Source organism: Chelativorans sp. AA-79 (assembly GCF_029457495.1).
Classification (GTDB): domain Bacteria; phylum Pseudomonadota; class Alphaproteobacteria; order Rhizobiales; family Rhizobiaceae; genus Chelativorans.
Map to the genome: position 1 here is coordinate 1,921,020 of NZ_CP120361.1, position 19,485 is coordinate 1,940,504.

20 protein-coding genes are annotated in these 19,485 nt (G+C 63.0%); 8 read left to right on the top strand and 12 right to left on the bottom strand.

All coding sequences use genetic code 11. The features are described from left to right. Nucleotides 1-84: 84 nt before the first annotated feature. The 4 genes from PVE73_RS09275 to PVE73_RS09290 all read right to left on the bottom strand — a co-directional run bounded on the left by PVE73_RS09275 (nt 85) and on the right by PVE73_RS09290 (nt 5,186). Nucleotides 85-1,680, bottom strand: a complete 1,596-nt coding sequence (locus tag PVE73_RS09275; protein ID WP_277366661.1) for an ABC transporter substrate-binding protein — start codon at nt 1,678-1,680, stop codon at nt 85-87. A 112-nt stretch (nt 1,681-1,792) separates the two neighbouring features. Next, on the bottom strand, nt 1,793-2,704 hold the full coding sequence (kdgD, locus tag PVE73_RS09280) for a 5-dehydro-4-deoxyglucarate dehydratase (protein ID WP_277367396.1): 912 nt from the start codon (nt 2,702-2,704) through the stop codon (nt 1,793-1,795). A gap of 61 nt (nt 2,705-2,765) precedes the next feature. After that, a complete protein-coding gene (locus tag PVE73_RS09285; RefSeq protein ID WP_277366662.1) occupies nt 2,766-3,914 on the bottom strand; it encodes a mandelate racemase family protein in 1,149 nt (382 codons plus the stop codon). A gap of 84 nt (nt 3,915-3,998) precedes the next feature. Beyond that, nucleotides 3,999-5,186: a mandelate racemase/muconate lactonizing enzyme family protein gene (locus PVE73_RS09290; RefSeq protein WP_277366663.1), complete on the bottom strand. Its 1,188-nt coding sequence runs from the start codon at nt 5,184-5,186 to the stop codon at nt 3,999-4,001. 49 nt (nt 5,187-5,235) lie between these two features. Here PVE73_RS09290 and PVE73_RS09295 point away from each other — a divergent pair, with 49 nt between their 5' ends. Beyond that, entirely contained in the window at nt 5,236-6,060 is an 825-nt protein-coding gene (locus PVE73_RS09295; protein ID WP_277366664.1) for an NAD(P)-dependent oxidoreductase, read from the top strand. Nucleotides 6,061-6,090: 30 nt separating this feature from the next. On the opposite strand, the gene PVE73_RS09300 is transcribed toward PVE73_RS09295, so the two are convergent. Then, entirely contained in the window at nt 6,091-6,303 is a 213-nt protein-coding gene (locus tag PVE73_RS09300; protein WP_277366665.1) for a hypothetical protein, read from the bottom strand. Between the two features lie 190 nt (nt 6,304-6,493). On the opposite strand from PVE73_RS09300, the gene PVE73_RS09305 reads away from it, so the two are divergent. Beyond that, entirely contained in the window at nt 6,494-7,693 is a 1,200-nt protein-coding gene (locus PVE73_RS09305; protein WP_277367397.1) for a PQQ-dependent sugar dehydrogenase, read from the top strand. Between the two features lie 121 nt (nt 7,694-7,814). On the opposite strand, the gene PVE73_RS09310 is transcribed toward PVE73_RS09305, so the two are convergent. Further along, the gene (locus tag PVE73_RS09310; RefSeq protein ID WP_277366666.1) at nt 7,815-8,006 is read right to left on the bottom strand and encodes a DUF3606 domain-containing protein; all 192 of its coding nucleotides are present in this window, start codon (nt 8,004-8,006) and stop codon (nt 7,815-7,817) included. A 172-nt stretch (nt 8,007-8,178) separates the two neighbouring features. Further along, entirely contained in the window at nt 8,179-9,255 is a 1,077-nt protein-coding gene (locus PVE73_RS09315) for a class I SAM-dependent methyltransferase (RefSeq protein WP_277366667.1), read from the bottom strand. Between the two features lie 179 nt (nt 9,256-9,434). On the opposite strand from PVE73_RS09315, the gene PVE73_RS09320 reads away from it, so the two are divergent. Next, on the top strand, nt 9,435-10,484 hold the full coding sequence (locus tag PVE73_RS09320) for a helix-turn-helix domain-containing protein (protein ID WP_277366668.1): 1,050 nt from the start codon (nt 9,435-9,437) through the stop codon (nt 10,482-10,484). Nucleotides 10,485-10,560: 76 nt separating this feature from the next. Here PVE73_RS09320 and PVE73_RS09325 read toward each other — a convergent pair whose 3' ends face one another. The 5 genes from PVE73_RS09325 to PVE73_RS09345 all read right to left on the bottom strand — a co-directional run bounded on the left by PVE73_RS09325 (nt 10,561) and on the right by PVE73_RS09345 (nt 14,209). Further along, nucleotides 10,561-11,025: a hypothetical protein gene (locus PVE73_RS09325; RefSeq protein ID WP_277366669.1), complete on the bottom strand. Its 465-nt coding sequence runs from the start codon at nt 11,023-11,025 to the stop codon at nt 10,561-10,563. Nucleotides 11,026-11,354: 329 nt separating this feature from the next. After that, the gene (locus PVE73_RS09330; RefSeq protein WP_277366670.1) at nt 11,355-12,362 is read right to left on the bottom strand and encodes a LacI family DNA-binding transcriptional regulator; all 1,008 of its coding nucleotides are present in this window, start codon (nt 12,360-12,362) and stop codon (nt 11,355-11,357) included. A gap of 64 nt (nt 12,363-12,426) precedes the next feature. Then, nucleotides 12,427-12,846, bottom strand: coding sequence for a VOC family protein (locus PVE73_RS09335; RefSeq protein WP_277366671.1), 420 nt, complete (start codon nt 12,844-12,846; stop codon nt 12,427-12,429). Between the two features lie 37 nt (nt 12,847-12,883). Beyond that, complete coding sequence (locus tag PVE73_RS09340; RefSeq protein ID WP_277366672.1) at nt 12,884-13,348, bottom strand: VOC family protein; 465 nt, start codon at nt 13,346-13,348, stop codon at nt 12,884-12,886. 51 nt (nt 13,349-13,399) lie between these two features. Then, on the bottom strand, nt 13,400-14,209 hold the full coding sequence (locus PVE73_RS09345; RefSeq protein ID WP_277366673.1) for an aldo/keto reductase: 810 nt from the start codon (nt 14,207-14,209) through the stop codon (nt 13,400-13,402). A gap of 171 nt (nt 14,210-14,380) precedes the next feature. Between PVE73_RS09345 and PVE73_RS09350 the strand changes: the two genes are divergently transcribed. The 5 genes from PVE73_RS09350 to PVE73_RS09370 all read left to right on the top strand — a co-directional run bounded on the left by PVE73_RS09350 (nt 14,381) and on the right by PVE73_RS09370 (nt 19,471). After that, nucleotides 14,381-15,277, top strand: a complete 897-nt coding sequence (locus PVE73_RS09350; RefSeq protein WP_277366674.1) for a sugar ABC transporter permease — start codon at nt 14,381-14,383, stop codon at nt 15,275-15,277. Continuing rightward, complete coding sequence (locus tag PVE73_RS09355) at nt 15,274-16,185, top strand: carbohydrate ABC transporter permease (protein ID WP_277366675.1); 912 nt, start codon at nt 15,274-15,276, stop codon at nt 16,183-16,185. Before PVE73_RS09350 ends, PVE73_RS09355 begins: the two co-directional genes overlap by 4 nt. Before the next feature lie 3 nt (nt 16,186-16,188). Next, the gene (locus PVE73_RS09360) at nt 16,189-17,295 is read left to right on the top strand and encodes an ABC transporter ATP-binding protein (RefSeq protein ID WP_277366676.1); all 1,107 of its coding nucleotides are present in this window, start codon (nt 16,189-16,191) and stop codon (nt 17,293-17,295) included. Between the two features lie 32 nt (nt 17,296-17,327). Then, the gene (locus PVE73_RS09365; protein ID WP_277366677.1) at nt 17,328-18,593 is read left to right on the top strand and encodes an ABC transporter substrate-binding protein; all 1,266 of its coding nucleotides are present in this window, start codon (nt 17,328-17,330) and stop codon (nt 18,591-18,593) included. A 233-nt stretch (nt 18,594-18,826) separates the two neighbouring features. After that, on the top strand, nt 18,827-19,471 hold the full coding sequence (locus PVE73_RS09370; protein WP_277366678.1) for a ThuA domain-containing protein: 645 nt from the start codon (nt 18,827-18,829) through the stop codon (nt 19,469-19,471). Nucleotides 19,472-19,485 lie beyond the last annotated feature (14 nt).

Here is a 19,485-nt window from a genome sequence, read left to right on the forward strand (position 1 = left end):
CCATGCTCTTTACTCTGGCTTGAAAGGAGAAGGCGGCATCGGCCGCCTCCCGATCATATCGCTTCCTTCATGAAGCGGGCTCCGTCAGCGGTCCTTGTGCACCTCTTCGAGGCGCGTGGTCCAACCATAGTGGTTCTGGTAGTCCTCTACGTCGGAGCGGAACACGACGGTATCGACGACCTGCGAGAAGATGAGGAGCGCCGGCACCACCTCTTCGAGGCGCTGCTGGATGGCTTCGTAGGCATCCGCCTGCTTTTCGGTGTCGCGGATCGTCAGAGCTTCAGCGGCCATGGCGTTCAGCTCTTCGTCATAGAAGGAAGTGCGCCAGACGATCACGCCCGACAGCCCGGCGTCGTCGCTGTTGTCGGGGTTGACAACCATGGCGCGCAGATTGGAATGCGGATGGGGCTCCTGGCCGCCGCCGCCGCGCCCCACGATCATCTCGAAATTGCGCTCGCGCATCGGGCCGTAGACCTGATTGCCATTGCCCGTCACGATGTTCGCGCGGATGCCGGCCTGCGCCAGCGTGCCCTGGATGGCGGTCGCGGCATCGAGGAATGGCGCTTCGTTCAGTGCCAGCAGTTCCACCTCGAAGCCATCGGGATAACCGGCCTCGGCAAGCAGCGCCTTGGCCTTCTCCACATCGAGGGCGTATCCGGGATCTTCCAGCGCGCCCAATACGCCGAGCGCCACGGGGCGCTGCCTCTCCACGCCGTAATTCGGCATGATGGTGGCGTTGATGCCATCATAGTCGATGAGGTAGCGTAGGGCCTCACGCACCTTCGGATTGGCAAAGCGCTCGTCCTTCATGCTGACGCCGAGATAGTAGAAGCCGGCGCCGGGTACCGGTTGCACCTCCACATCCGAATTCGAGGAGAGCGCATTGATGTCGGGCACCGAGAGCCCCAAGCCGACATCGATGTCGCCGCGCTCCAGCATCAGGCGCTTGGTCTGCGATTCCGGCATATGGCGGAAGATCACGCGCGTCATGGACGCGGGGTCATCCCAGTAATTCTCGTTCCGCTCGAGCACGATCACGTCGTTGGCGGTGAAATTGGTGAGCTTGAAGGGTCCCGACCCGGCGGTGTTGGTCGTCAGCCATCCCTGCCCCTTGTCGCCGTCGGAGGCGTGCTCCATCGCAAGCTCGCTGTCGATGACGGCGGCCGCATCAGGCTTGCCGAACATATAAAGCAACAGCCGCGGATCGCCTTCCTCCGGCAGGGTGATGGTGATCGCGTTGCCCTCGGCGCGCACATACTGATCGAAATTTTCCGGCGTGAAGCCAAAAGACAGCCAGACGCCCGCACCGACAAGGCCGAGTTCCACGTTACGCTTGTAAGACCACAGCACGTCGTCTGCCGTGACCGGATTGCCGGAAGCGAACTTCGCGCCTTCGCGCAGGTGGAAGGTGATGCTGCTGCCGTCGTCGCTGATCTCCCAGCTCTCGGCAAGACCGGGATGAACCTTGGTCTTCTCGATCGGGTCGAGACGCACCAGGGTGTCATAGACATTCGTCGCGATGCCCGTCGACTCGCGCCCGGCCATGGCTGCCGGGTCGAGCGTGGTGATGTTGTTCATGCTCATACCGACAACAAGCTGGTCGTCGGGCGTTGCGGCCGTTGCGCCCGGCGCGGTGGCGATGAGCGCGGCCGCGAGCAGAAAGGCGAATCTTCTCTTCATTGGTTCCTCCCTGAATCAAACTTGTCTGTTATTAGACGTCATACAAGTTGAGTCAATCATCTCTTCCTTCCTCCCTTTGGGATCGCCCTTGGATGCAGCGGCCCACTATTGCCTACTGAGGCCCAAGCTTCTCGATGAGCGCCTGCAGGTCGCGGTGGTCGGCCTCGGTGCAGTCCGCAAGCGGCGGGCGCACGGGGCCGGCCGGCTTGCCGACAAGGCGGGCGCCGGCCTTGATGATCGAGACCGGGTAGCCGGCGGAGCGGTTGCGGATCTCGATGTAAGGCAGGAAGAACTCCTTGAGGATCCTGCTGGTCACGTTCCGGTCGCCTTTGCGCACGGCAGCATAGAACTCGTTCGCGGTCTTCGGGATGAAGTTGAATACTGCCGACGAGTAGACCGGAAAACCGGCCGCGTTGTAGGCCTCCGCGAACACCTCGGCCGTGGGAAGCCCGCCAAGATAGCTGACGCGATCGCCAAGCCTGCTTCGCATGATCGTAACCGCCTCGATGTCACCGACGCCGTCCTTGAAGCCGATGAGGTTGGCGTTGTCGTCAGCCAGCTTCTCCATCGTGTCGGCGGTGAGCCGGCAGACATTCCGGTTATAGACGATCACGCCGATGCCGACCGCCTTGCAGACCGCGTCAATATGCGCGGCAAGGCCCTTCTGGCTGGTCTCGGTGAGATAGTGAGGCAGGAGCAGGATGCCGGCTGCTCCGGCGGCTTCCGCGTTGCGCGCCATCTCGATGGCAAGCCGCGTGCCGTAGCCCGCGCCGGCGACGATGGGCGTATGCGCGCCGCAGGTCTCGACCGCGGTGCGGATGACCTGCGCGTGCTCGGCCGGGGTGAGGGAAAAGCCCTCGCCCGTGCCGCCCGCGGCGAACAGTACGCTGGCGCCATAGGGCATGAGCCATTCCAGGCGGCGGCGGTAGCTCGCTTCGTCGAAATCACCCGCCTCGTCGAAATCCGTGATCGGGAACGACATCAAGCCGGACGAAAGAATGGTCTTGAGCTCCTGCGGGTCCATCGCCGGACGAGAGGATATGTGGTTCACTTTGCTTGCCCTTCCTGCCGCTTGTCGTCCCCGTTCAGGAAACGAGATTGTCATTGACGAAGTCGAAATTGATGTCCTCGCCGATGCCCGGCCGATCGGAGAGATGGACGAAACCGTCCTCGTCCATGGGATCGGCGAGCGTGTTCAGGTATTCAAAGCCGTCGTCGTATTCGAGGAACGGGTGTAGCAGCCCGCGCTCGTACCAGCGTACATTCTTGCAGGCTGCGGTCACCACGAGGTTCGGCGCGCCGTTGCCGTGCACCTCGCAATTCATGCCGAAGGCATCCGCCAGATGCATGGTCTTCAGCGCCGGCGTGACGCCGCCGACATCGTGGACGCCGGTCCGCAGGATGTCGCAGGCTCCGGCCTTGATCCATTCCGCGCGTGCGAAATGCTTGCCGGCAGCACTCTCCGGCCCCAGCACCGGGATGGCGAGATTGTCCGCAAGCCAGGCGTAGGACGAGAGGCTCTGCTCGTCCATCGGCTCCTCTATCCAGGCGAAGCCCAGCTTCTCCAGGCCTTTGCCCAACTCGTAAGCCTCCACGCGGGAATACCAATGGAAGGCGTCGATCATCAGGTCGATGTCGGGCCCAACCGCCTCTCGCACGGCCGCGCAGGCCCTGAGATCCATCTTCACGTCGGGCGCCCAGGAAACCGGCGGCATCCAGGTGTGGAGCTTGATGCCCTTGTAGCCGCGCGCCACCAGCTTTTCCGCAAAGCGACCGTAATCCTCCGGCGTGGCGAGGCCGCCTTCGAGCTCGTCGCCGCACATGGTGGAGCCGTAGGCCGGCACTTTGTCGCGATAAGCGCCGATGAGCTTGTGCACGGGCACGCCGAGCGCGCGCCCTGCAAGGTCCCAAAGCGCCGTATCGACGACAGCCAGCGTGCGGTCGGTGAGTTGCGCCGCGCTGCCGCGCTGCCAGTGCGCAAGCTTCTGCCACAGCCGCTCGCGGTCGAACGGATCCTGACCGATCAGCACCGTCTTCACGAATTTGTCGATGACATGCGGGCGGATGACCTCCGGCGCGCCGAAGCAGTGACCCTCGGAGCCGTCGTCACAGGTGATGGTGAGGAGCCCCTGCTTCACCTTGTGCGGCTCGCCGGGATGCCCATGCCCGGCGGCATCCTGGTGCCGACGTGTCGTATGGAGGAATACGCGCACTTTGACGTCGATGATCTTCATGCCAATCCTGATGCTCTCGCTAAGCTCAGTGTCCGCCGTGCGAGTCTTCTATCGTCTTGTCTGACAACTGACAAGTGCAAGCGATCAGATTTTGTGGTGCTCCAAAGCTTTCTGGTCGAAGGTGAAGCCCCAACCGGGGCGATCCGGCACAAGCGCCATGCCGTCCTTGAACTCCATCGGCTCCTGGTAAAGAGGCGAGAACCACTCGAGATGTTCGAGCAGCGTCGCATTGGGAAGGGACCCCATGATCTGGAGGCTCATCTCGGGGAACAAGTGGGAGGAAACCGGCAGGTCGTGGGCGGCGGCCAGCGCGCCGACCTTGAGGAACTCGCTCACCCCGCCCACGCGCTGCAGGTCCGGCATGAGGATGTCGGCCGCCTTCGCTTCGATCATGCGGCGGAAGCCGTAGCGCGTGTATTCGTTCTCGCCCGAGGCGATCGGCGTCTGCAGCGCCACGCGCACCTCCGCCAGATGCTCGAGATCGTGGGCGGGGAGGGGCTCCTCGAACCAGGCGATGTCGAAAGCCTCCATCTCGCGGCCGAGCGCTATGGCGTCCTTCGCCGTCATCCCCTGGTTGGCGTCGACCATCAGCGCGACCTTCCCGCCGACGGCTTCGCGCAGGGCTTTCAGGCGCGGCAGGTCGATCTCCGCGCGGCCGGCAAGGCGCAGCTTCATGGCGGTGAAGCCGCGGTCAAGGAACGCCTCAGCTTCCGCCACCAGCTCCGAGACCGATTGCGTCAGCCAGAGCCCGCCGCTTGCATAGGCGGGCACCGCGTCTCGTGCCCGGCCGACCAGCTTGGAGATGCAGAGGCCCGCCGCCCTGCCGCGCAGGTCCCACATCGCCCCGTCGATCGCTGCGATGCCCATGATCGAAACGCCGGCGAAGCCGATGAAATTGATGCGCCGCCACGCCTCGGCCCAGAATGCTTCCGTCTCGTCGGGCTCGCGCCCGATCACGGCCTCGCGCAGTAGCTTCACCATGGAATCGAGCAGCGGCAGCTGCTCTGGCCGGATCGTGAAGATGAGGTTCTCGCCGGTCACACCTTCGTCGGTGTCAAGGAAGATGGCGAGGCAGGAGAAGCTGTGGATCGTCGCCGTAGCATTGCCGATCGGCTTTTCCAGCGGCAGGGAAAGGGGCAAAGTCCTAAGCTCGGTGATCTTCACGTGTCGGCTCCCGTCGGAGTGGAAAAGTTTGCTGGCGCCGGGCGCTGCCGCGATGCCGACATTGACCGACTCGTCTCCGGAAGCTAACACATACTTGTCTGACATCATATGATAACTTCGGCGGCCTGGAAGTGCTGCTCTTGCAGGGAGGGGTTCTATGCGTGTCCTGGTTACCGGAGGCAATGGCCGGATCGGTCGCTATCTGCTGCAGGAGCTTGCCTCGCATGGCCATGAGGTGACGAGCCTCGACTTGAACCCGCCGCCCGAGCCGGTGGCGGGCGTGGGGACTATGCTGGGCAATGTCGCCCGTGCAGAGGACATATTTGGCGCGATCGCCTATGCGAAGGCCGAGGCGGTGATCCATATGGCCGCCTGGTCCGACCCTGGTATCGTCGCGGACACCCGCACCTATTGCGACAATGTCTCGGCCAATTTCAACGTGCTGGACGCCTGCTTCAACCTTTCGGTCCGGCGTGTGCTCGTCGCATCAAGCGCCCAGGTCTACGGCTTTGCCGGCCATGCGCCCGACTACGCGCCGGTGGACGAGGGTCACCCACTACGGCCGCTCAACAGCTATGCGCTTTCCAAGATCGCCTGCGAAGAAGCCGCGTCCTATTTCGCGAAGAAGGGGCTCAGCGTGCTGGCGCTCAGAATCATGGGCGCAAGGATTCCGGACGCTCTGCCTGCCGAAATCGAGCGCGTGCGGGCGAACCCGGCGTCGGACCGCTTCCTCCTCTGGACCCGCACGGATGCGCGGGACATCGCGACAGGCTGCCGTCAGGCCATTGAGGTGGAAAGGGTCGAATCCGGCATCTACAATCTCACCGGTGGCTGCAACGTGGTGGGCTGCCCCACGGCAGACCTGTTCTGGGAATACTCGCCCACCACTTCCATAAGACCGAAGCTGAGGGGCATGGAGTCCGGATTGAGCATCACCAAGGCGCAAAGGGCGTTTGGATATAGTCCCCGGGTGACCTTTTGAGCTGTCCGGGTCCGGTCGCATGTCGATCCGCTAACCCTTTACCGAGCCTGCCGTCATGCCGGCGATGATCTGCCGGTTGAAGAAGAGGAGGACGAGCAGCGGCGGGATCGTAATGAAGGCCGTCACCACCATCCAGTTTCGCGTGGTGATCACCTCCACGAGATTGTCCCAGACGTCGAACTCGGTCGGCCAGGAGAAATCGAGCAGTGATGACTGTTCCCGGTCCTTCACCGCCGTCAGCATGATGAAGACAAAGGGTATGATGAAGACGACGGTCGCGAGAAGCCGTGGCGGCTTTGAGGCGCGAATCCGATTGCGTGGCCTACATTGAAATGCCGGGGGCCTGCTCTATCTGGCCCGCGAAAAGGATGTCCCGTTGGCGGCTTGTTCCCTATAGGAGGCCTTCATGACACGCTTGGTGTCCCTAATAGCCATGGCAGCGGTCCTGTGCGGTCCCGCATTTGCCCAGACGGATAGCGGTGAGACGGCCGAGACCGCCGCGCCCAACGCACCCGATCAGGAGCCGGCTTTCGAAAACCAGACGCGTGCGCCGCTTCCTGCCGAGGAGACCGCCGTCGAGACCGCGACGATTGCGGAGGACCTGCCGAATTTATGGTCGATGGAGTTCCTCCCCGGCGGCGATATGCTCGTGACCGCCAAGGAAGGCGACATGATGATCATCTCCTCGGAGGGCGAGGCGGGGGCGCCGATCGAAGGTGTTCCCGAGGTGATGTCCGAGGGCCAGGGCGGGCTTCTGGATGTCGCGCTCGCTCCCGATTTCGAAGAAAGCGGGATGATCTATCTTTCCTTCTCGGAGCCGCGAGAAGGCGGCGGCAACGGAACGAGCGTCGCCCGCGCCCGTCTGGAAACCGACGGATCCGGCACCGGATCGCTGCAGGATCTGGAAATCATCTTCCGGCAGACTCCCGCCTATGACGGGGACATGCATTTCGGCTCGCGCCTCGTTTTCGGCCCCGACGACCATCTCTTCGTCACGGTGGGCGAGCGCTCCGATACGCCCATCCGCGACCAGGCCCAGGACCTGACCTCCGGGCTCGGAAAGATTTTCCGGATCAACCGGGACGGGTCCGCCCCGGAAGACAATCCGTTCGCCCAGCACGCCTCGATCCAGCCGGAAATCTGGTCCTATGGCCACCGCAATCTCCAGGCAGCCACGCTGGATCCGGAAGGCCGACTCTGGACGGTCGAGCATGGGCCCATGGGCGGTGACGAATTGAACCGGCCGGAAGCGGGCCTGAATTACGGCTGGCCGGTCATCACTTACGGCGTGGACTATGGCGGCGCGCCGATCGGCCGCGGCCTCACCGCGATGGAGGGTATGGAACAGCCGGTCTATTACTGGGATCCGGTCATCGCCCCTTCCGGCATGACCTTCTACCAGGGCGAGGAGTTTCCGGCCTGGGACGGCGCAGTCCTTATCGGTGGCCTGGTCAGCCAAGGCCTCGTCGTCCTTCATCTGCAGGAAGGGCGGGTGACGAGCGAGGAGCGCATTCCGCTCGAGGCCCGCGTCCAGGATGTCAAGGTCGGGCCGGATGGTGCGGTCTACGCCCTTACCGAGAGCGACAACAACGGCGCCAGCGCAATCGTGCGCGTCACCAGACAGGCCGGCTGACGGCGATCGCTACACTGGTTGCCAAGCGACAGCGGGCCTCCGGTCCTTCAACCGGAGGCCATCAGATAATGGATCATGTTGATTGGTCCGCCGGGGCCTTGCCGCCGGTCAACTCTCGACCTCATGCATGCCGACCGCCTTTCAACTCCTGCACCTCGCGCTCCAGCAACGGCTGATCATCGCCGCAGCGGTCGCGCAAGTCGCGTGCCTGCTCCAGCGTAATTCCATATCGCTCGGCCAAGTGGCGGATATCCGGATCGTCGCTGCCGGATGCCCGTGCCTCCGGGCTTGTGAACGTCTTATCATCACCCATGTGTGGCTCCCTTTCTCGACACAACTGCCAGCCGCGTGGACGGTTCCCTGCCGGGCCGCGCTCCCGGGCATGCCAGACACGCGGAACGCGCCTCGATCAGTCGTGGTGTGCGAGCACCACGGCTGATCTGGTCTATTCGTCCAAATCTCCTTCTGCAGGGCGATGTCGAGGATCAGAGCCGCGCTTCGAGGATCAGGTTGAACGGGGTCTCGAAAGCGCGGCGGAAACGGGTGAAGCCGGCTCGGCGGAACACGTCCGCAAGCCGAGCCTCGCCGGCCTGCGCGCCGAGCACCAGGCGACCACCGTCGGAAATCGCATGGGCGCAGCAGATGGTGGTGGAGGCTGCGTAGTACAATCTTCCCACCGGCGTGATGTTATCCTCGACCCGATCGTTGGCGAATGGCTCCACCAGCATCACGGTGCCGTCCGGCGCGAGTGTCTTGGCGGCGTGGGAGGCTGCCGCGACCGGATCGCCCATATCGTGCAGGGCGTCGAAGAAGCAGATCAGGTCGTAGCCCTTGCCGGGATAGTCGTCGGCCCGCGCCGCCGCGAAGGTCGCCCGCTCGGCAACGCCCGCCTCGGCGGCGACCTTCCGAGCCTCCGATAGCGATTCCTGGTGGTTGTCGAAGCCGCGGAACTCGGACGCCGGAAAGGCCTTCGCCATGAGCACCGTCGAATGGCCGTGGCCGCAGCCGATATCGGCCACGAGCGCGCCGGCCTTCAGTTTCTCAATGACCCCGTCGAGAGCCGGTAGCCATTCAGCGACCAGGCTCGCCTTGTAGGCGTTGCGGTAGAAGGCAGCGACTCCGCAGGAGAGCCGTCCGTCGTGGTCGCCCCAGGGAATGCCCTTGCCGGTGCGGAACGCCTCCACGGCCTTGTCCTCGTCGGCCCACATCGAGGCGGGCACGGCCCAGGCGTTTGGGATGAAAGCCGGGCTGTCCTCGTCGGCGAGCACGAGGGCCTGCTCCGGCGTCATCTCATAGGTACCGCTGATGGCATGATAGGTGACGTAGCCGCCCGCGACCTGCGAATTGAGCCATTCGTGCACGTAGCGTTCAGCGCATCCGGCGCGTCTGGCCAGTTCGCGTGCGCTGAGTGGCCCGGCCCCGGCCATCGCCTTGTAGAGGCCGAGCCGGTTGCCGAGGCCTATCATGACACCGCCATAGCCGGCGGAAAGGTCTTCGAAAGCGCGCGCGACCAGCGCGTCGAGCTTCGCGGAATTGATTGTGTTGTGGTGGGTGTGTTCCATTTCTGTGTCTCCTGTCCGGGCGCTCAGTGGCAAACCTGAGGCTGTCGGTAAATCGCAGGGACCGGAGAAGAGCGGCAGAGCCGGAATGTCCAGAATCGGGTCATTTGTGCCATTCGGCTCCCACAAAACGTGGCGCGACGGCCTTGTTGGGGTTATTCTACGACGCGAGGGGAACTGACATGCACGCCGCCGCGACCAGATCCGAGCCGCTCCATGTGAGCCTCGTCGCCATTCCCGAAGCCGTCGTTTCGACGCTTTCCGGCATTTTCGACGTGATGAACGCCTTCGCCATGATGCCGCTGTCAGGCTTGCCGTCGCAGGAACCACCTTTTCAGGTCGAAATCGTCGGGCTGAAACCCGGCCCGCTGGAGCTTGCCAGTCGCGTTCCAGTCGTGGTGCAGCGCAGCGTCGTCGAAGTCGACGACACCGACATCATCATCGTCCCCTCGATCCTGCTTGGGCCGGCCGGTTGGCAGAAGGGCCTGCATCCGGAAATTGTCGATTGGTTCTGCGCCATGCATCGTCGCGGCGCGCTTCTATGTTCCGCCTGTTCCGGTATCTTCCTGCTGGCTGAAACGGGGCTTTTCGACGGTGTGGATACGACGGTGCATTTTGGCTACGCCCACGCCTTCTCAGCCACGTTTCCGGAGGTGCCGATCCACCCCGAGCGCGTCCTGGTCGTCTCCGGCAGGCACGAGGAACTGATCACTTCCGGCGCTTCGATGACCTGGCACGATCTCGTGCTGTACCTGATCGCCCGCCATGCCGGAGCGACCGCGGCCCAAGCCGTCGCGCGGTCATTCGCCCTGCAGTGGCATCAGGACGGTCTGGCCCCTTACATCGTCTTCGAAGGGCGCAAGGACCACGGCGACCTTGCTATCCAGGCGGCCCAGGAATGGGTCGCGACGCATTTTTCGGTGGTCAATCCCGTGGAAGAAATGATCCGGCGCACGGGCCTCTCCGAGCGCACTTTCAAGCGCCGCTTTACGAGCGCGACGGGATCGAGCCCGATCGCCTATGTGCAGCGCCTGAGAATAGAGGACGCCAAGCGCCGGCTTGAGCGGACGGAAGCGTCGATCGACGAAATCAGCTGGCAGGTCGGCTACGAAGAGCCGGCCTTCTTCCGCCGTCTCTTCAAGCGTGTCACGGGCCTGCCGCCGGGCGCGTACCGCAGGCGCTTCAAGATTCCCGACTATGCTCGGCAGGGGGCCAGAGAAGTCGAGGTTTGAGAAAACCATAGGAGGGTTGACCACGAAAATAGGCAGCCTCGTTCGAGGCTGCCTATTTGTTTGACGATGGTCCGCCTTAGTCGTCCGAAACGGCGAAATCGTCGGAGGCGTTGTAACCCCGGGACATCGGGGTGCGACCGAACTGCGCCCGGCGAGGGTAGCCACTCGTCAGCCGCTCCGCCGCGGTGCTGGAGGTGACGCTGCCGACATCGAGGCGCCCGAACGGTCTCCGGGACAAGGAGGCCGGCAGGTCGTTTCGGTCGCTCGGGCCGAAAGCGTCCGCAGCGCTATAAATCCGGTTCGTGCCGCCGAACTGCGATCGGGAAGGATAACCGACAGTCACCCTGCTCGTGCTGGAGGTGACAATCCCGGCATCGAGGCCGTTGAACTGCCTCTTGGCGAGAGAGGCCGGAAGATCGTCCTGCTCGCTAAAGCCGAAATGGTGGGCAGCGTTGTGGCCGGAATGAGTCTCAAGCGCATTTGCGCCTGTGAGACCGAACCCAAGGATCGCAAGGGCTGACGTGAGAATGACTTTACGCATGGCATTTCCTTTCTGTGTTGGTCGAGAGTGTTTGAGCTGTGTTCATCGTTTCGATCTCAACCGGAACCTGACGCAGCGAATGCACCGCCTTCCCGGTCGACCGGCCCCAGGGCTTTCATGCTTGCGTCTCCGCGAGCCGTTGAGGCTTGGCGGTAATCACAGAAACGGCGGAGGAGCGGCAGAGCCGACTTGGCCAAAAACGGGCCGTTTGCGCCATGCGGGCCGGAAGCCTGTTGGCAAACCGGCTACCGTATCCTGGAATGGTGGAGGAAAGGCTCGTTCGGCCGCGTGCTAGGGATTTCGGTTGCCCATCTGGCGGATGGTTCCATTCACGCGCTGTCGCGGAGGATGAGTTCTGGCTCGATTAGTCTGATGTCGCGCGCGTTCCACGAGCCGCGGCTTTCGATCCGTTTTAGAATTCGGTCGACGCCGATCCGGCTGATTTCATCCGCAGCATAGTTCACCGTCGTCAGCGGCAATGCTCCATATTGCGAAATTTCCGTGTTGTCGTAGCCGATGACGGCCAGGTCTTGTGGAACGGCAATGCCGTTTTCCCGGCACCAGTGGAGCGCGCCGACGGCGAGCGAATCGGTGGAGGCGAACAGAGCAGTGGGGCGGGGAGCGCTTTGCATGATCCGCTCCATCGCGGTGAAGCCATGTGTCGGCGCGTGGCCTTCAGGCTCGAAAACCGTGATCGCCTCTTTGGCGAGCCCTGCTTCCCGCACTGCACGCAGCGCGCCGTGCATCTTGTCGAAATTGCCGAGCGCCCGCCCACCGTCGAGCATGGCGATGCGTCGATGGCCTTTTTGGCAGAGATGGCGAAAGGCCTTGTAGGCGCCGGCCCGGTCGTCGATCGTCACGGTGTCGAGGGCGGAACCCGGCAGGTTCACCAGCAGCAGCACCGGGGTGCCCGCCTCGTCGGCAGCCTTGATGTGATCGTATTCCCGGTGGCTCGCCGGATAGATCAGCATCCCGTCGACCTGATACGACAGGAACAGTTCGATGGCGCGTTTTTCGTTTTCGACGCTCGAATCCGAGGCGGCGAACATCATGGCGTAGCCGGCCAGCGACAGCTCGCGTTCGATGGTGCGCGCGGCGAGCGTCAGCGTCGGGTTCATGATGTCGGTCATGACAAGGCCGATCGTCCGCGTGGCGCTGTGCACGAGCGAGCGGGCGATGTGGTTGGGGAAGTAGTTCAGCCGCGCGGCGGCCTCCAGGATCCGCTCGCGCGTCTCCTCCGGAAGGCGCGGGCTGCCCCTGAGGGCGAGCGAAACGGTGTTCGCCGAAAAGCCGGTGGCTTCCGCAATGTCCTTCAGACGCGCGCGCAGTCTTGCCATTTCGTACCCTCGCCCTCCGGCCCCCGGCCGGAACGGCAGAGCCGATATCAGGGCCGTGGCCGGATTACCAGTCCGCGACCCGGTCGCGCCCGACGAACTGGGCGCTCTTGTCGGTGTATTCGAAGAGCTCGATCTTCACGTTGTTCGGATCGCGGATCCATGCCTGATAGGTGTCGTCGCAGGCATATTTCTTCTTGGTGATCTCGACGCCCTTCGACCTGATGTGCTCGATCGCCGCATCGAGGTTTTCGACCTCCAGGCAGAAATGGTTGATCTGGTTGGTGTCGCCATAGGACGTCCCGTCCTTCTGGAAGACCTCGACGTGGCTGCGGCCGCCGCAGTTCAGATAGAACCCGAACACCTTCCCGTCGCGCAGGAAATTGAACTGGATGCCCATCCCCAGCACGTCCTCGTAGAAGGTGCGGGTCTTTTCCAGGTCGTGCGCGAAGATGCACACATGCGCCACCTGCTTCACCTTGATCATCGTCCTGTTCCTCCCATGACCATTGCTGTTCCTATCCTCAATAGATCGTCAGCACCTGCGGAGGCGCTCCATCCGCCAGATTGCGTTCCGCCTCGAACTGGATGCACTCCGGCGCCATTTCCTGGATCTCGATGCGATTTCCGTCGGGATCCTCGATCCACATCCCCCAGTTGCCGTCGACGCCGCGCACCGTCTTGCGCGGCCGGCTGAGCTTCACGCCCGCATCTGCGAGCCTCTTCTCGGCTTCGTCGGCGTTTCTCACCGTGAGGCAGAAGTGGTTCATGCCGGTTCTCTTCTGATCGGCTGCGGGATCACCGTCGCCTCCCGGGAGCAGCTCCAGATAGAGGTGCTCACTGATGCGGTGATAGACGATCCACGGCTTGCCCTCGGCGTCGAGCAGCCGAAGCATCTCGGGGAAGCCGATGCGGTCGTAGAAATCAACCGAGACCTCCAGATCGTTCACCTTCAAAGCCATGTGGCCGAAGCCGTCGAATATTCCCACCTCTTCCTCCTTCTGCCGCTCCTTTCGGGGACGGCTCTTCCGATTGACTGGTCAGTACCAGTCCGGACCCCATGCCGGATTGATGTAACGCTGGCCGCGCTCGAGCCCGGCCAGCCGCCCCATGTCCGCCCCGTCCAGCACGAGATCGCCGGCGGCGAGATTGGTCCTCTGCCGTTCCGGCGAAGCGGATTTCGGAATGACGATGGAGTCGAGCGCAAGGAGATAGGCGAGCGCCACCTGACTCGCCGTCGCGCCGTGCTTCGAGGCGACCGCGCCGATGACGGAATCGTCGCCCAGACGGCCGCCCGCGAGCGGCATATAGGCGGTCACCGCGATGCCCCGCTCGCGGCAATGGGCGGCAAGCACGCGGTTCTGCAGGAAAACGTGCTGCTCGAACTGGTTGGTCGCGAGCCGGCCTTCGCCGATCTCCGCAACCGCCTCGTCGATGTGCCGCCGGGTGAAATTCGAAACGCCGATCAGGCGCGTCTTCCCTTCGTCCTGAACCCGTGCAAGCGCTCCGATGTAAGCGCTCACCGGCGGATCGTCGTGCGGGGCCGGCCAGTGGATCAGCACGAGGTCGGCGTAGTCGAGCTGCATCGTCTCGAGGCTGTCGTCGACGCTCTCGGCAAGCCGGCCGAGATTCGAGGCGGTCACCTTGGTCGTGACAAAGAAATCCGCGCGGTCGAGTCCCGAGCGCGCGACGGCCTCGCCGACATTCTCTTCCGTACCGTAGGTCTGCGCGGTGTCGAGATGCCGATAACCGAGGTTGATCGCCGATGAGAGCGCCGCACGCCCCTCGGCTCCGGTCAGGCCGTAGGTCCCCAGTCCGATCCTCGGAATGTCGCTGTTTTCTGCCGGCAAAACCGATCCTCCATGACAGGCCCCTCAGTGGCCGATTTCGCTCACCGGCCATAAGGCCATTGACGATGCTCGCTTTGTACCCTTATATTAACGTTAATACAAGGCGCAGGATGCGCTGCGTCGCACGGTGATGGGGCCCTCGGAAGGGCGGCCGTAACCGGGGAGGAGGAAATGGCAGTTCGGTGGAACTGGGCATCGCCCAGGATCGCGCTGATTCCTGCGATGACAATCACCGCAGTCGCCTTCTTCGGCGCGATCTGCTGGACGATATGGATCTCATTCACAAGGTCGAGGCGCTTTCCGGACTATGCCATCGACTTCGCCGATTGGGCGCGTCAATACGAACGGCTCTTCCGCGATCATGCCTGGGAAACGGCACTCAAGAACGTTTTGATCCTGGCCATCGGCAGCGCACTGGCAATCGTCTTCGGCTTCATCCTCGCGGCGATGATCGAGCGCGAGAAACGCGGCGAGGGCTTTTTCAGGACCCTGTTTCTCTATCCGCTCGCCGTTTCCTTCATCGTGACCGGCATCGTCTGGCGATGGATGTTCAACCCGGACCTAGGCATCCAGGGATTTTTGCGCGGGCTCGGCTGGGAAAGCGCGAACTTCAACTGGCTCGCCGACCCGCAGACGGCGATGTACGGCATCATCCTCGCCTCCATCTGGCACGGCCTCGGCTTCTACATGGCGCTGATGCTGGCAGGCTTGAAGTCGATCAATACCGAGATATGGAGCGCTGCCCGCCTCGACGGCGTGAGCTTCTGGCGGCTCTATATCGAAATCATCATCCCGATGCTGAAATTCACGTTTCTCACCTGCGCGATCCTTTTGTCGCTGGGCGTCGTCAAGACCTATGACATCGTGCTGGCGATGACCGGTGGCGGCCCGGGAACGTCCACCTGGACCCCCGCTTACTTCGTCATCAATTCCTACGCGGCACGAGGCAATATCGGATATGCGTCTTCGGCCGCCGTCATAATGCTCCTGATCACGGCGGCTCTCTTCCTTCCGCTCGTTTTGCTCACCGCCTGGCAGGCGCGGCGCCGGGAGGCGATGGCTCGATGACGATGACCGCGCAAACGGCAAGCCTTGCCGCCGCCACTCCGAGAACCAGGCGCAGGAAACGCATTCGCGGCTCCTCTATAGCAATCATGGTGTTCCTCACCATGTGCGCGGCCTTCGTCTCGGTGCCGCTCTATGTCGTGATCGTCACATCCTTCAAGACGATGGACCAGATCGCTCTCGGGGAGGTCTTCGCCCTGCCGACGGAGTGGACGTTCGAGCCGTGGCGAGAAGCGTGGTCGGAGGTTTGCGCGGGCATGACCTGCGAGGGCGTGAGCCGCGGCTTCTGGGTATCGATGAAGATCCTTTTCCCAAGCCTGCTGATCTCCATCGGCATCTCGTCCGTGACCGGTTACGCGCTGGCGCTGTGGAAGATCCGGTGGGCCGGACCCTTCCTCTTCATCCTGTTCCTCTGCGCCTTCGTACCCCTCCAGATCATCATGATCCCGCTCGTGGTGCTGATTTCCTCGCTCGGCATCTTCGGGACGATCTGGGCGGTGGCCATCGTGCATTCCATTCTCGCCATGCCGCTGCTCACCCTCATCTTCCGCAACTTCTACAAGGATGTGCCGGAGGAACTCATCAACGCGGCGATCATGGATTGCGGCTCGTTCTGGCGCATCTTCTTCGAGATCATCCTGCCGATGTCCGCGAACATCATGATCGTCGTCCTGATCCTCATGATCACGACCGTCTGGAACGACTATCTGATCGGCCTGATCTTCGGGGGCGTCGGCACGCAGCCAATGACGGTGATCCTCGCCAACACGGTGATCACCTCCTTCGGCGAGGTCCAGTACAATGTCGACATGGCAGCCGCGCTGCTGACGGCCATACCGCCGCTCGTCGTCTATTTCGCATTGGGAAAATTCTTCGTCCAAGGCATCACCGCCGGGGCGATCAAGGGGTAAGCCGTGCCGGAAATCGAATTCAACAACATCGTCAAGCGCTTCGGCCGGGTCACGGTCCTGGAGGATCTCGACCTCCGCGTGGAGGACGGCGAATTCCTGGTGCTCCTGGGGCCGTCCGGCTGCGGAAAGACCACGCTTCTCAACATGCTGGCCGGGCTTCAGGAGGTGACCGATGGGTCGATCCTGATCGGCGGGCGCGATGTCACCGACCTCGATCCGAAGGACCGCGGTCTCGCCATGGTCTTCCAGTCCTATGCGCTCTACCCAACGAAGACGGTGCGCGGAAACCTGAAATTCGGGCTCTCGGCACAGAAGCTCGACCGTGCCGAGATCGAGCGCCGCGTTGCATGGGCGGCGAACCTGCTGCAGATCGACAAGCTGCTCGACCGCAAGCCGGCCCAACTCTCCGGCGGTCAGCGCCAGCGCGTCGCCATCGGCCGTGCGCTGGTGAAGAACGTCGACGTCTTCCTGTTCGACGAGCCGCTCTCCAATCTGGATGCCAAGCTGCGCACCGAGATGCGGCTCGAGATCAAGCAGCTTCACCAGGAATTGGCGAAGACCATCGTCTTCGTGACCCATGACCAGGTCGAGGCGATGACGATGGCTTCGCGGATCGCGGTCATGAACGCCGGCGTGATCCAGCAGATCGCAACACCCGACGAGGTCTACGAGCGGCCGGCCAACCTTTTCGTCGCCCAATTCATCGGCTCTCCGGCCATGAACACGCTCAAGGCGCGGGTCGAACACACCGGCGGGACGATCAGCGCAGTTCACGGACCGACCGACGTGCGCATGAATCTTTCAGCCTACGCGTTCTCCGCAGCGCCGAGGGACGGCGATTCCATCGTCGTGGGCTTGAGGCCCGAACATTTCTCGATCGGGTGCAACGGGTCCGGCGAGACGGGCGCCCGCTTCTCGCTGCCCGTCCGCTACACGGAGAAGACCGGCAGCGACGTGACCGCCTTTCTGGATTCAGGCGACGGCGACCTGATCGCCGTGCGCTTCGATCACAAGCACCATCACGTCCCTAAAACGGGGGAGATGGTCGAAATCCATTTTCCGAAAGACCGTTTCGACGTCTTCGACGCGACATCCGGAAAAAGGATCTAGGCCGCTGGCCAACAAGCAGGGAGGAAATGACAATGAAATCCGTTCTTAAAGGCGTGTATCTGGCGCTCTCCATGAGCGTTGCATCGGCGGCGGCGCAGGCAGCGGACCTGACGATGTTCCATTCCTGGTCCAACGAAAGCGAGATTTCTGCGCTCAACGTGTTCGTCGACGCGCTCAAGGCGAAGGGCCACACCATCAAGGAACTGGCAGTCCCGCACGAGCAGTCGGGCGCCGGTGGCCCCATCGTGGCACTCGTGATCGCGGGAACGCCGCCCAACATCTTCCTGACCGGCAACGCGGACGTCTATCGCGACATCCGCGACCGCGGGCTTGGGCAGACGGTCGGCGAGCATTTCGACAAGATCGGCGCGACGGAGAAATTCCCGCCGGCCGTCCGCGAGGCCATCAAGGTGGACGGCGAAGTGCGCAAGATCCCATCGGGCATCCATATCGACGGCATGATCTATTACAACATGGAGGTGGCGAAAGCCGCCGGCGTCGATCCGACCTCATGGACGAGCTTCGACGAGATGTTCGCCGATATGGAGGCGGTGAAGGCGGCCGGCTACAACTTCATGGCGATGGGCGGCAACACGTTTCAGGCGGGCTACCTGTTCCATGCGCTGATGGCCGGCATCGGCGGGCCGGATGTGTACAATAAGTTCTACCGGGTCGATGAGGGCGGCAAGCCGGACGAAACCGTCTTCGAGGACGAGGGCCTGCGCGACGCCATCGAGGCGTTCCGGCGCATTACGGCCCAGGCCGACGAGGGCTGGGTGAACCGGCAGTGGAACGAATCCACCAACACGGTCATCTCCGGAAAGACGCTGATGCACTTCCACGGCGACTGGATGAAGGGGCAATGGAAGGCGAGCGGGAAGGTGCTGGGCCAGGACTACAACTGCATCAACCTGCCGGGCACCAAGGCGCTGTCGGTGACGGTGGATTCCATGGGCATACTCGGCGGCGATCCGGTGTCGCCCGAGCAGATGGAGGCTGAGTTCGAACTGGCTTCGATCGCCGTCGACCCGGTCAAAAACGCAGAATTCGCTTCCTTCAAGGGCTCCACCCCCGTCCGTGTCGACGCACCGGAAGACAAGCTCGATGCCTGCAACAGGCTTGTCCTGGATTCGCTTGCAAAGGACGACTTCTGGGTGCTCAATCCCTTCTACATCAGCGATTCCGACTGGATCAACTCCGTCTGGAACACGATGTTCACCTTCCAGGGCGATCCGTCGATGACGACCGACGATGCCATCGCCATGCTGAAGGACGAATATGACGCGATCTTCAACTGACCGCTTGCGGCGCGGATGAGGCAGCCGGCCTATCGGGGGCGGAACATGACGTCGCCGCGCCGTCGGGGTCCGTGGGTCTTCCGCTCTGACAATCCGCTCTTCTATACGGTAGGCCATGGTGTAGGCCGGATCAAAGACATTGCCCATCTCGTAGCGGGCGACCTCAGCCATGAGGTGGCTCGCTCCAGGGCGAGATCCGCATTACACCGTGTCCACCGATCCGGGAGGATACCATGCGAGAGGCTTTGATTGTTTGGGGCGGCTGGAGCGGGCACGAGCCCGAAAAGTGCGCCGGGATCGTCCGCGAAATGCTGGAGGAAGACGGCTTCGAGGTCCACACGGAAGACTCGACCGAGGCCTTCGCGGATCCGGCGATCAGGGAACTGAGCCTGATCGTGCCGATTTTCACCATGTCCAAGATCGAGAAGGAGGAGGTCTCGAACCTGACGGCCGCCGTTGAGGCGGGCGTCGGCCTCGGTGGCTTTCACGGGGGAATGGCGGACGCGTTCCGCGAGGCCGTCGACTACCAGTTCATGGTCGGAGGCCAGTGGGTGGCGCATCCGGGCGGCATCGTCGACTATCGTGTCGATATCACCCGGCCGGACGACCCTATCATGGAGGGGCTGCGGAGCTTTGCCTACCGGTCGGAGCAGTATTACATGCATGTCGACCCATCGATCGAGGTGCTGGCCACCACCACTTTCTCGGGCGAGCACGCCCCCTGGATCGAGGGCGTGGTCATGCCTGTCGTCTGGAAGCGCAGGCACGGAAGAGGCCGCGTCTTCTGCTCCACGCTCGGCCACGTGGCGGCGGAATTCGGTGTGCCGGAGATGCGCACAATCCTGCGCCGCGGCCTGAACTGGGCCGCGCGCGACTAGCTTCCGACGACCGG